The sequence below is a fragment of the Hydrogenimonas cancrithermarum genome, from assembly GCF_030296055.1.
GTDB lineage: Bacteria > Campylobacterota > Campylobacteria > Campylobacterales > Hydrogenimonadaceae > Hydrogenimonas > Hydrogenimonas cancrithermarum.
Genome location: NZ_AP027370.1, coordinates 1997418 through 2009646, shown reverse-complemented (window position 1 = coordinate 2009646; position 12229 = coordinate 1997418). Strand labels below are relative to the sequence as shown.

Genomic DNA, 12229 nt, shown 5'->3' with positions numbered 1-12229 from the left:
ACAATATATTATTACGGTGGCGATTAAAACAAAGTTAACACCAGGGTTTATGCTAAAATCGAATCATGAAAATATTATTGCTTGAAGATGATTCGATGTTGGCCGAACTCGTGGTCGAACATCTGGAGGAGAGTGGTCACAGTGTCGAACACTTCATCGATGGAGAGAAAGCGGAAGATGCACTTTTGCGTGGAAAATTCGATCTGCTTCTTCTTGATGTGAACGTACCCGGCATCGACGGTTTCGAGCTTCTGCATGCCATGCGCGAACGCAAAGACATGACCCCTGCCATCATGATCACCTCACGCAACAGCAGCAAAGACCTCAAAGAGGGATTTGACCTGGGATGCGACGACTACATCAAAAAACCGTTCGAATTCGAAGAACTCGACGCCCGCATCGAGCATATCGTACGTGTGTACGGCATCGACCAAAAAGAACCGATCCAACTGGCCGAAAACCTCTACTTCGACATACCCACCCATACACTGAAAATCGAGGGGAAGAACGAATTACTCACCCCCAAAGCCGCCGAAATCCTCCATTACCTCTACAAAAACCGCGGCCGAATCGTTTCGCGAGAAGAGCTCTTGCAAAATATCTGGAGTTACGAAGAGCAACCCACCGATGCGACCTTGCGAAGCTATATCAAAGTTTTACGGAAATTCGTGCCCAACATCGTGACGGAAAGGGGCGTCGGCTATGGCTTTGAGTCCCTATGAGAAGCGCTCGCTCTTCCGTTTTATGGCGATCTATCTGGGGGCGAGTTTTCTGGTCGTCACCGCTTTTTCGATTCTCTTTTACCAGATCGACTCCAAATCGATAAAAGAGCGTGTATTCAGCCACCTTCGCATGGAAGCGATGCAGATTTCCGCCTCCGCCGTCGATGCACAGATGCGCGGCACCCCTTTCGAAATTCCCCAAAGTGTGGGGTGCGAGTATCGGCTGATAGGTCACGACGGCCGTGCCATTGGCGGATGTATCGCCGAATCGGTCGATCTGAGCCGTGACCGGTATGTCGAAGATGGGTGTGCCTACTATATCGACAGGAGCGTACGTGGGCATATGGGAATCGACGCGATCGTCGTACGGGACTGCTCGTTACACCGACAGATGCTCCGGTGCAGTCGCAACGTAACGATGATGGCCGTGATGGCGTATGGTTTTCTTGTCTTTGTCGGATGGTACCTCGGACGCCTTTTCCTCGAACCGATGCGGGAAAAGATCGAAACGATGGACCGGTTTATCAAAGACAGCACCCATGAGCTCAATACGCCCGTGACGACGATGCTTCTGGCCCTGCAGAAAATAGAAAAAAAGGAGTGCAAACCGATCTATCTCAAAGCGCTTCAGATGAGTGGCCGGCTCATAGCGAGGGTTTACGAAGATTTGAGTTTTCTGCTGCTTAAACAGGAGTCGCCGGAACCCGAACATCTCACCCGAGTCGCGATCGATAAAAAAGTGATGGAGAGCATCGATTTCTTCTCGATCCTCGCGGAACAGAAAAGAGTCGATGTCAAAACCTCCATCGAACCGTATCAAGTCGAAGCGGATGCCCATCATATCGAACTGCTCATCAAAAATCTTCTCGACAATGCGATCAAATATACCCGTCCCGGAGGGCGTATCGACGTAACATTGAAAAAGTGTGTACTGACCGTTTCCGACACGGGTATCGGCATACCCAAAGAGAAACTCAAAATAATTTTCGAACGCTTTCATAGAGAAAACAGTGTGGAGGGGGGATTTGGCATCGGACTCAACATCGTCGAGAGCATCTGCAAGCTTTATGGGTACAAAGTGGAGGTTCACTCCGAAGAGGGTGAAGGAAGCACCTTTACCATTACCTTCAAACAGACGTGAGAATCGCCTTTATACCACTTTGCCTACCATTTTCAAAGGATCGACCCACCGATCGAACGCCTCCGCACTCAGATAGCCGAGTGCAAGGACAGCCTCTTTGAGCGTCAAATTCTCTTCATACGCCTTTTTCGCGATCTGCGCCGCCTTTTCGTACCCGATATGCTCGTTGAGTGCCGTGACGAGCATTAAAGAGTTGTGAAGATGGGCTTCGATCTTCTCACGGTTGGGTTCGATGCCCTCGACGCAGCGGGTCGCGAAACTCCGCATCGCATCGCCGAGAAGCCGGATCGAATGCAGAAGGTTGGAGGCGATGACCGGTTTGAATACGTTGAGTTCGAAGTTTCCCTGACTCGCCGCAAACCCGATCGCCGCATCGTTGCCCATTACCTGCACGGCGACCATCGTTACCATCTCCACCTGCGTCGGATTGACCTTGCCGGGCATAATGGAGCTTCCAGGCTCGTTCGCCGGTATCGTGATCTCCCCGATGCCACAGCGCGGCCCCGATGCCATCCAGCGGATGTCGTTGGCGATCTTCATGAGATTGGCCGCCAGCGCTTTGAGGACACCACTTGTCACGGTTTCCGCATCATGAGAGGTCAAGCCGTGAAACTTGTTCGGCTGCACCGCAAACGTCAAGGTGCCGTTAAAATAACTGTTGACTCTTTCGACCACCCTTTTATCGAAATCTTTCGGTGCATTGATCCCGGTTCCGACGGCCGTGCCTCCGATCGGAAGCTGGGCACACCATCCCATCGCCTCTTCAATCTGCATTTTCGCCGCATCCATCATCGCCACATAGCCGGAAAACTCCTGTCCAAGCGTCAATGGTGTGGCATCTTGCAGATGGGTACGCCCTATTTTGACAATATTATCGAACGCCCGTACCTTCTCTTCCAGCGCTTCCCCGAGCTGTTCGAGCGCCGGAAGCAAAACGAGTTTCAAAGAGGAAAGCACGGCAATGCGCATGGCGGTCGGAAAGGTGTCGTTGGAGCTTTGCGCCATATTGACATCATCGTTTGGATGGACCAGTTTCTCTTTTCTGAAATCGCCACCGAGAATCTCCGTCGCCCGATTGGCGATCACTTCGTTCACGTTCATATGGCTCTGCGTTCCGCTTCCCGTCTGCCACACTTTGAGAGGAAAATGGTCGTCGAGAACTCCCGCAATCAACTCGTCGCACGCTTTGGCTATCGCATCGGCCTTTTTTTCATCCAGTGTGTCCAATTCATGGTTGACCTCGGCACACGCCTTTTTCAGAAAACCGTAGGCATGGATGATCTCCAAGGGCATCGTTTCACGCCCGACGGGAAAGTTTTCGAGACTCCGCTGGGTTTGGGCACCCCAATATCTGTCATCGGGAACACGGACCTCTCCCATCGTATCTTTTTCTATACGGAATTTCACGGTAGAACTCCTTTTAACGGATAATAGTATCTGATTGTGCAAGTAGTGTGCAGTACTTACAAAGAAGAGCTCTCCCTTATGAGAGAGCATTATAGAGTGCCCAGATGGAGGTTCAGTGGTTTAAAAAGAGCCTTTGTTGCGAAATTCGGCGATCTCCGTTTCGACCATCGCATCGATCATCTGTCTGTACAGATCGGCGACCATGTTGGGAGAGACGCCGAGTGTCAATGCCTTATGACGCACATGGTTTAAAATATCCTCGATCCGCTCGTCCGCCTTGATCTCGTCGACCGTATGCTTGAACTTCGCTGCCTGCTTGATGTAGTGGTTACGCACGGCGATCAACTCGACGATCTTCTCATCGACTTTATCGACCTCTGTGCGCAGTTCTTCCAATGTATCACACGTTTTGATTTCCATCTCCATTCCCTTTTTCAGGTTGTTTCAACTTATTTTATCCAAAAACTCGCCGCTTTCACGAGAACGCTTGAACGATTCGTAAAGTTCCCCACACTCCCATTCGTCCATGATATCGTTTTGGATATCGTCGATGATCTCGACGAATGTACGGATCAGATCCTCCATCTCTTCGACACGCTCGTCGTCATCCTCGCGCGCGAACTCGTCTCTGGCGGCTGTGATATACGGTATCAAATCCTTTTCAATCAGTTCCTGAAACCTCTCACACACTCTCATCCTCCTGTGACACTTCGATCATCTCTTCGAGTTCAGAAAAGATTTCGGCACACTCCTCTTCGCTCACATCTGCAGCTTCGAGGTCGTGAAGCAGCTCCAGAAAGGCAGCGCGCAGCTCCTGCAGCTGGGCATATTCCTCTTTCGTTGCATCGTCCGCCTTTTTGGCTTCGGCAATCTGCTCGAACAACGCGTCGATCACCTCTTCGATATCGGGAATCACCTCGATCTCAAGCAGCTCTTTCAGCTCTTCACACTTTGCCATCGTCACTCTCCTTTGAAATAATCTATTATACCGATACCTTACGCTTCCTGCACGGGCACCCGCTCGGCAAGTTCGCGGCAACGCTCCAAAAATGGCTCTCCGAAACGGGAAAACTTCACCTCTCCGATACCGCTTATCTCCAACATCTGTTCTTTCGTTCGCGGGAGCTTTGCTGCCATCTCTTTAAGCGTTTTATCGCCAAAGACGATATAGGCGGGCACCTGGTTCTCGTCTGCGATCGCTTTGCGTACTCTGCGCAATTCATCGAAAATTTCACGATCGAAATCGCCCGTTTCCCCCATATCCGCCTTTTGCGTCCGTTTTCTCTTCTCCTGCACGTCCAAACGCGACGCCTTGATCGAAACCGATGCGCCCCCCTTGAGAATCTCTGCCCCGATTTCGGTGATCGTGAAGTTTCGGTGTTCGCCCCGTGCAAGCGCACCAAGCTCCTGAAGCCGCTCCGTCACGACCTCCCATTGCGCCTTCGTCAGCTCCTTGCCGATCCCATAGACAGAAAGGCGCTCGTGCCCGAATTGAAGTATCTTCCGGTTTTCGCTCCCGCGCAGCAGCTCTATGATGTGGTTTTTCCCAAACCGCTGGGAAGTCCGGTAGATCGCGGAAAGAAGTTTACGCGCTTCGATCGTGATGTCGCGCTGTTCGTGCGTTGGTGCCGTACAGTTGTCGCACTTCGTACCACACGCATCCATCGATTCGCCGAAATAATCGGCCAGCTGCAGGTGACGGCACGACTCGCTGCGGCAGTAGCCGACCATCTTTTCGAGTTTATCGAAAGCGCTCTGCCTGTAGCCTCCCTCTTCCAGTCCTTCGATCAACGAGGCGCGCTGCGCGGCATCGGCGGCGCTATAGAGCAATAGTGTTTCGCTCGGCAGTCCGTCACGCCCCGCCCGGCCGATCTCCTGGTAGTAGTTTTCAAGCGTCTTGGGCATACTCATATGGACGACGTAACGGATATTCGATTTGTCGATTCCCATGCCAAATGCCACAGTCGCCACGATGACGGCGGCTTCGTCGTGGACAAAGGCACGATACGCCGCCTGACGCTCCTCTTTTGGCAAACCTGCATGGTAGGCCATCGCTTTGATGCCGCTTTTTTGAAGATAGGCCGCCACTGTTTCGGCACTGTTGCGGGTAAAGGTGTAGACAATGCCGCTTTCACCTTCAAAACGCTCCAGAAACTCCGACAGCTGACGCTTCCCATCGCCAATGCGCGGTTCGGCACGCACCAGAAGATTCTCCCGGTAGACCGATCCGCGAAGCCGCACGGGACTCTTCAGCCCGAGCTGGCGGACGATGTCCGCCTCTACCTGAGATGTCGCCGTCGCGGTGAATGCGGAGACGGGAACGTTCGGGAACTGCTCCTTGAGCAGATGCAGACGCCGGTAATCTTCGCGAAATTCGTGACCCCACTCACTCACACAGTGCGCTTCGTCGATGACAAACGACGCGATGGGGATCGATTTGAGAAGATCCAGAAACCCGTAGGCCGAAAAACGCTCGGGCGCCACGTAGAGAAGTTTCAGTTCACCGTTACGAAGTCGTGTGACGATCTCGCCGATCTCTTGCGGCGTCTGCATCGAGCCGATCATCTCCGCAGCGATGCCTTGCATTTTCAATGCACGCACCTGGTCGTGCATCAGTGCCAGAAGCGGAGAGACGACCACTGTCACCCCCTTCTTGAGAAGTGCGGGAAGCTGATAGCAGAGCGACTTGCCGCCGCCAGTGGGAAGGATCATCAGCAGATCTCGGTTTTGCAGCGTCGTATCGACCGCCTCTTTCTGCAGAGGCCGAAACCCGGTATGTCCGAAAATCTCTTTTAACACGTCAACCGTTTTATTCGACAATTCGGCTCCTCACATTCAGATGGGACAATTCTACCCAAAAATCGCCACTTCCAAATGTGATGCATTTTGGAAACGAGGCGTATAACGGAGCGTATCGCACAACGCCAGATCTATTTTTCACAACAACTCCCTTGGCTGCAACAGCTCTGTTTACGAAACAGCGGTTGCGCAACGAACCAGACGATCAATGCCCACAGCACAAGCGAAGAGGAGATCGCCACCCAGCCGCCCTCCTCTTCAAGATGGACGACAGAACGCGGATCGATCTGAAACGAATCGAAAAAGAGATCGAGCCCGAGGCCGAACAGCAGCGACCCGATGATGATTGTCGCAAGATAGATCGCGAGTGAACGGGGGCCAAGCATCTTTTTGACCACTCCCATCGTCACGGTGTTGGTCGCCGGCCCAGCACTCAAAAAGACGAAGGCCGCTCCAAGACTTACACCGCCAAGTACCAACGAAGCGGCAATGGGAAGGCTCGCGGTAGCACACACATACATCGGTACGGCGATGAGAATAACGATAAAATATCCCAGCCAACTATAGTCCGCAAGCCACTCTCCAAAGTTTTCCGGAATCGCCACGGTAATCGCCGCACCGATCAGAAGCCCCCACAGGAGTGGCTTGGCGATATCGCCCATCAGAGTCACAAAACCGTAGCGCATCGCCTCTTTCATCGAAAAGCGCTTCGTTTTCCTTTCGGCACACACATCATCACAGCCGCATGAGCCGCTTTCTTGCGGTTGGATCGCGACAAAAGCAGCCCCCTGCAATGCTTCAGGTGCAGCTTCCGAAAAGAGAGGTTTTGCCACTGCTTTCTCCTCTTTTTCCCCGTAAAAATTGGTCAAAATTCCGGCAACGAAGGCAATGACGACCGATGTAACGACCCGATATAGTGTAAAAATCCAGCCGAACATTCCGAATGTCGCCAAAATCGAATCGACCCCGGTAATCGGTGTCGAGATAAGAAAACTGAGCACCGAACCCCGGCTCGCCCCCTCTTTTTTAATTGCCGCCGCCAGCGGTATGACCCCGCACGAGCAGACAGGCAGAGGAATCCCGAAAAACGTCGACTTGATGACGGATACGACATTGTCACGCCCCAAATGTTTTTGAACGAAATCGCCGGGGACCAGTTCATGCAACAGGCCTGCGAAAAAGAGTCCGAAGAGTATAAAGGGTGCCATGGCACCCGTCAATTCCCAAAGCGCCATCGAAAAAGCGAAAAAAAGATCCATTCCCAACCTTTCCGGTTAGATGAGCTATTATCAAATATTTTAATCATACTACCGTGGTGATTCTATCTAATTTAATGCAAAAAAGTACAAATTACTCTAATTTAAGTTTAAAGAAACATAAGTATGTTATTATTTATCAAAATATGATTTGCTGTATCGTATTACGCAAAAAGGGAACGGTTTTTGCAGGAATTTCAAAAGCTACCTATCAAAGTGGTCTATGTCGAAGATGATGAGATCATCCGTCGAAAGATCTCTTCCCACCTCCAGAAACATGTCGACATACTCTATACGGCTCGCGATGGAGAAGAGGGTCTTCGACTCTTTCTGGAAAACGACCCCGATGCGATCGTGACCGATTTCATGATGCCCAACATGAACGGTCTCGAAATGATCAAAAAGATCAAAACGAAAAAGCCCGAAACACCGATTTTCGTCACGACAGCGTTCGATGACACACTCTATCTCACCGATGCCATCAAACTCGGAATCACCCAATATATCTCCAAAAGCTCTGAACCGGACAAGCTCGTCGAAACGATCCGGGACTTTTTCAAAAGTATGTATCATACATTTTTGACATTGGAGTTTTCGGAAGAAGGCACTATTCTCTCCATAAGCGACACTTTTGCAAAACTCCTCGGGTTCCATAAAGATGAGTTGCTTTCCCGACCGATAGAGAGAGTGTTCAACCCTCTGCACGACACCGATCATTCTCTTTTGCTCAAACGGCTGTCTCAAGCGAACGGAAACGAACATATTCATGCCATTTTTAGAAAGAAAGATGGATCGGAAATCGTCATGAACGGTTCTACCACCAGTGCAACAGATCCGGAACATGGCAAAAAGTTCATCACACAATGGCACCCGATCGATTGTATTATCCGTTCCAACAAACAGATCAGGGAGAGGCTCGAAAAAGAATTTTACATAAAATCTCTGATGAAATTTCATGCGGAAATCAGTCAGAAAATCATCTCTTCACGCAGTATCGAAGAGTTTTTGCAAGATGTTGTCAACAGGCTCGGTGAGATCGATCCGGAGGTCGCCAGTTTCATCACGATTCAAAAAGCCTCTTGGCTGGAGCCAGGTTTTTTTCCTACAGGAACTTCAATCGATTTCGAAAGGCTGATACCCGAGCCTATCGATCTTGCAAAAAAAGGGAACGAGTTCCGCTACCTTCCCTTTTTTCTTTGCGCAAAACACAATCAGATAGTTTTCATTGACGATATCTCCCATCTGGCGCAATCGCCGCTCAAAGAGATACTCTCAAAAGAGAGTATCGTCACCGTCATCTCCATACCGATGAAAATCCAATCGAAAAAGCAAGCAGCGGGTGTCTTGTCTCTTCTGTTCAGCCGATACCACACATTCGACAAAGAGGAGCTGGATCTATGGCAGAGCGTCACCGATACCGTCACCTTCGGCATGGAATCGATCCAGGCGAAACTCGAACGCGATGCACTGATCATGAAACTCGACAGGCTTGCACATACCGATAAACTGACCGGAAGCCTCAACCGCCACAGAGGTATCGAGATTCTCGAGCACGAGATCGCCCGGGCCAAACGCTACGGCCACACCTTTTCCGTCATCTTTTTCGATATAGACCATTTCAAGCGAATCAACGATACCTATGGTCATACGATCGGGGACAACGTTTTGATCAAAGCTGTAAAAGCCATCAAAAACTCTCTTCGATCGACCGATTCCATCATTCGATGGGGAGGTGAAGAGTTTCTGATTATCCTGCCGGAGACACCGCTCTCAGATACCATCCAAATCGCCCGAAAACTTCGGGAACAGATCGAAAGCAGAAACGGCAACATTCCCGTTCCCATCACCGCAAGTTTCGGTGCTGCGGAATGGGAGTCCGCGCTAACGCTCGATACACTCATCTCGAAAGCCGATTCCAAAATGTACGAAGCCAAAAGGCTGGGTCGAAACCGTATCGCCTATTAGAACCCTTCTCAAAAAATATCCTTCTGTTTGTCGCGTACTGCAAGAAAGAGCTCCAGATGTTTCAAAAAGAGGTCGATCAGATGGGGATCGAACTTTCTCCCCCTCTCCTCTTTCAAAAAAGCGACTATCTCTTCGATCGGCCACCCTTTTTTATAGACACGGTCCATACTCAAGGCATCAAATACATCCGCTATCGCCACGATTCGGCCAAAAATGTGGATCTCTCGCCCCTTCTTCCCCATTGGGTACCCGCTGCCGTCGTAATTTTCATGATGTTCCAGCGCGACGATACGCGCCGCCTTCATAAAAGGGCGTTCCGAATGGCCAAAGAGTTCACCGCCGATCGATGCATGTGTCTGCATGATGGCACGCTCTTCGGCATCCAGTTTTCCGGGTTTGAGCAGTATCGCATCCGGAATCGCGATCTTGCCGACATCGTGCATCGGAGCGACGATCCCCAACAGGTCGACCTCTTCATCGCTCAAACCGGCGAGCCGTCCCAATATCCGGCTGTATTCCGCAACCCTCTTGACATGATACCCCGTCTCCTGTGATCGGCTTTCCGCCACCTCTCCGAGAATATAAAGAAGCTCTTTTTGCGTATTTTTGATCTCTTCGTTGAGCTTTATAATATCGGTGATATCGTTGTGTATACTTATAATCTCCTCGATTTTCCCATTGACTTTATAAATCGGAATAAAAACAGAATCGGCCACATGGATGATGTTCTCTTTATCCTGGCAGCGAATCCTGCTTCTCAATACAGTACGCTTTTGGACCGTTTCCTTGATTTTTAGACGAAGTTTCTTTTCTATATTGGGACAGAGTTGGTAAAAAGAGCGACGCACCAGCTCACGTTTCTCGTATCCGAAAATCTCATCGAAACGGCTGTCGGTTTTGAGTATCGTTCCGTCCTCCAGAAAGCGGCAGATAGCGGTCCCTTCGTTAATCGCATTTTGATACTGTTCGAGAAAATGGATCTTCTCCTGCAGTGTATTTTGCGTTTCGTCCAATTCGTTTTTCAGGATTTTTCTGTAATTGACGAGCTCCGTAATATCTTCGAGCAGAAGCATGAGTTGAAAAGAGGTACTGTTGATCTCGTAGATCGGCACCAAGGTGGCCTTGAAAATCAACTCATGATCGAGCTGCGTGACAAGATGTAGCTCACCGTGCCAGCTATCCCCATTCCTGATTGCCTCGAAGAGCGGATAATATCGGTTGAAGTGGTCATCTTTGAAAACAAGACTTTCGAAAGGTTCCCCGATCAGAATATCGAGCGGATAGTTGAGCCGAAGCGCCATCGATTCATTCACCTGTTTGATCCGGCCATCTTTATCGATATAGATAAGCAGCGCCTCCTCTTCGATCGCCAGATAGTGCTGCGCCATTTTGGCCTGTACCTGCGACTGTACCCGGTCATAAACGATTTTTTTTGCAATATCCTCGAGCGTACGGAGCAGTTCGTTCACTTTGACCGGTTTGGGAACAAAGGCATCGATTCTCGCTTCGATGGCGGCGAACAGGTGGTGTTGTTCGCTGAAAGCGGCCATCAAAACGATGGGAGTCTCACGCGCCTCCCGCCGTATGATTTTCGCGAGTTCGACACCGTCCATTTTCGGCATCTTCAAATCGGTCAAAACGATATCGGGACGATGTCTTTCATAAAGATCGAGCGCCGCTTTCGCATTGTGTGCCACCCAAAGTGTTTTGACACGTGGAGCCAAAAAAGGTATGAAAAACCTGCGTGCTTCCTTATCGTTCTCGACATATAGCAGCGTGCAGGATTCCAGCGGATGGTCAAGCTCCACATACAGCCTTTGTTTTTGCGTTGTTCGTCACTCTAAAGCAAAAACCTTTCCAATTTTCCTCTTCCGGAAAAAGTTTCCCTCTTTCGGCTTCGGAACCGTCCGCTATTTCCAGACGCCCGCGATGTGGTGACCGCACTTGGGACACGTTCCCTCTTCGTCCAGATGGTTGACGACGCGTTCACCGATATACCCCTGCCGCTCGATCACTTTGAATCCGCATTTTGGACAGTAGGTCGACTCCCTGTCGGCATCGGGATAGTTCCCGACATAGATATAGTTGAGTCCCTCTTCCTTTCCGATCTCGTAGGCGCGGACCAGCGTCTCTATGGGTGTTGGAGGAACATCGAGCATCTTGTAGTCGGGGTGGAATCGGGAGATGTGCCATGGCATATCCGGGTCGAGTTCGGCCTGGAACTTCGCGATGGCCCGCAGCTCTTCGTCGCTGTCGTTGACACCGGGGATGACCAGGGTCGTCGTTTCGATCCAGATCCCTTTTTCATGGGCGTATTTGATCGCCTCCAGCACCGGCTTGAGGCGGGCACAGCTGATCTTCTGATAACTCTCGTCGTCGTAGAATTTTATGTCGATATTCATCGCATCGATATAGGGGGCGAGTTCGTCGATCGCTTTTCGTGTCTCGAAACCGCTGGTGACGTAGATATTTTTCAGCCCCTTCTCTTTGGCGAGTTTCGCCGTATCGTAAGTGTACTCGAAATAGACGATCGGTTCGTTGTAGGTATAGGCGACCGACTTCGAACCGCTCTCGATGGCGAGTTCGACAATCTTTTCTGGAAGAAGTTCACGGCCGAAAACCTCGTGATTGTGCGTCTGCGGATGCTGGCTGATCTCCCAGTTCTGGCAGAACTTGCAGCAGAAGTTGCATCCGACCGTCCCGATCGAGAATACATCGGAACTTGGCAGGAAATGAAAAAGCGGTTTCTTTTCGACCGGATCGACATGCACCGCAGCCGCCAAACCATAGACCGTCGATTTGAGCTTTCCATTTTCATTGACCCGGACACCGCATTTGCCGTATTCACCCGGTTCGAGTTTACAGGCGTGGCCACACGCCAGACAGAGAACTTTTTGATCTTTCAACTCTTTCGAAAGCCATGCATCGGCTACCATCTC

At 50.6% G+C, this 12229-nt stretch carries 11 protein-coding genes; 3 read left to right on the top strand and 8 right to left on the bottom strand.

Translation table 11 applies throughout. The features are described 5' to 3' along the window. Positions 1-65 precede the first annotated feature (65 nt). Positions 66-722, top strand: a complete 657-nt coding sequence (locus QUD54_RS10345) for a response regulator transcription factor (protein WP_286336657.1) — start codon at positions 66-68, stop codon at positions 720-722. After that, positions 703-1863, top strand: a complete 1161-nt coding sequence (locus tag QUD54_RS10340; RefSeq protein ID WP_286336656.1) for a sensor histidine kinase — start codon at positions 703-705, stop codon at positions 1861-1863. The genes QUD54_RS10345 and QUD54_RS10340 overlap by 20 nt, the downstream gene beginning before the upstream one ends. 9 nt (positions 1864-1872) lie before the next feature. Here the strand turns inward: QUD54_RS10340 and fumC are convergent, their stop codons facing one another. From fumC to QUD54_RS10310, 6 genes are all read right to left on the bottom strand, one after another. Continuing rightward, on the bottom strand, positions 1873-3270 hold the full coding sequence (gene fumC, locus QUD54_RS10335) for a class II fumarate hydratase (protein WP_286336655.1): 1398 nt from the start codon (positions 3268-3270) through the stop codon (positions 1873-1875). A gap of 120 nt (positions 3271-3390) precedes the next feature. Further along, entirely contained in the window at positions 3391-3690 is a 300-nt protein-coding gene (locus QUD54_RS10330; RefSeq protein WP_286336654.1) for a chorismate mutase, read from the bottom strand. 24 nt (positions 3691-3714) lie between these two features. Then, on the bottom strand, positions 3715-3960 hold the full coding sequence (locus QUD54_RS10325) for a hypothetical protein (RefSeq protein WP_286336653.1): 246 nt from the start codon (positions 3958-3960) through the stop codon (positions 3715-3717). Then, positions 3953-4228 carry a hypothetical protein gene (locus QUD54_RS10320; RefSeq protein WP_286336652.1) on the bottom strand — a complete coding sequence of 92 codons (276 nt, stop codon included), beginning with the start codon at positions 4226-4228 and terminating at the stop codon, positions 3953-3955. Before QUD54_RS10320 ends, QUD54_RS10325 begins: the two co-directional genes overlap by 8 nt. 38 nt (positions 4229-4266) lie before the next feature. Then, positions 4267-6090, bottom strand: a complete 1824-nt coding sequence (gene recQ / locus QUD54_RS10315) for a DNA helicase RecQ (protein WP_286336651.1) — start codon at positions 6088-6090, stop codon at positions 4267-4269. Positions 6091-6200: 110 nt separating this feature from the next. Next, the gene (locus tag QUD54_RS10310) at positions 6201-7328 is read right to left on the bottom strand and encodes an SO_0444 family Cu/Zn efflux transporter (RefSeq protein WP_286336650.1); all 1128 of its coding nucleotides are present in this window, start codon (positions 7326-7328) and stop codon (positions 6201-6203) included. A gap of 183 nt (positions 7329-7511) precedes the next feature. On the opposite strand from QUD54_RS10310, the gene QUD54_RS10305 reads away from it, so the two are divergent. Continuing rightward, positions 7512-9290: a diguanylate cyclase gene (locus QUD54_RS10305; RefSeq protein WP_286336649.1), complete on the top strand. Its 1779-nt coding sequence runs from the start codon at positions 7512-7514 to the stop codon at positions 9288-9290. A gap of 8 nt (positions 9291-9298) precedes the next feature. On the opposite strand, the gene QUD54_RS10300 is transcribed toward QUD54_RS10305, so the two are convergent. Together QUD54_RS10300 and amrS are read right to left on the bottom strand one after the other, a co-directional pair. Further along, positions 9299-11098 carry a response regulator gene (locus QUD54_RS10300; protein ID WP_286336648.1) on the bottom strand — a complete coding sequence of 600 codons (1800 nt, stop codon included), beginning with the start codon at positions 11096-11098 and terminating at the stop codon, positions 9299-9301. A 102-nt stretch (positions 11099-11200) separates the two neighbouring features. Continuing rightward, on the bottom strand, positions 11201-12226 hold the full coding sequence (gene amrS / locus QUD54_RS10295) for an AmmeMemoRadiSam system radical SAM enzyme (RefSeq protein ID WP_286336647.1): 1026 nt from the start codon (positions 12224-12226) through the stop codon (positions 11201-11203). Between the last annotated feature and the right edge of the window lie 3 nt (positions 12227-12229).

What these genes read in the sequence shown, in the direction of transcription:
- QUD54_RS10345 (WP_286336657.1), top strand. Translation starts at nt 66, where the DNA reads ATGAAAATATTATTGCTTGAAGATGATTCGATGTTGGCCGAACTCGTG.
- QUD54_RS10340 (WP_286336656.1), top strand. Translation starts at nt 703, where the DNA reads ATGGCTTTGAGTCCCTATGAGAAGCGCTCGCTCTTCCGTTTTATGGCG.
- QUD54_RS10310 (WP_286336650.1), bottom strand. Translation starts at nt 7,328, where the DNA reads ATGGATCTTTTTTTCGCTTTTTCGATGGCGCTTTGGGAATTGACGGGT.
- amrS (WP_286336647.1), bottom strand. Translation starts at nt 12,226, where the DNA reads ATGGTAGCCGATGCATGGCTTTCGAAAGAGTTGAAAGATCAAAAAGTT.
- QUD54_RS10330 (WP_286336654.1), bottom strand. Translation starts at nt 3,690, where the DNA reads ATGGAAATCAAAACGTGTGATACATTGGAAGAACTGCGCACAGAGGTC.
- QUD54_RS10320 (WP_286336652.1), bottom strand. Translation starts at nt 4,228, where the DNA reads ATGGCAAAGTGTGAAGAGCTGAAAGAGCTGCTTGAGATCGAGGTGATT.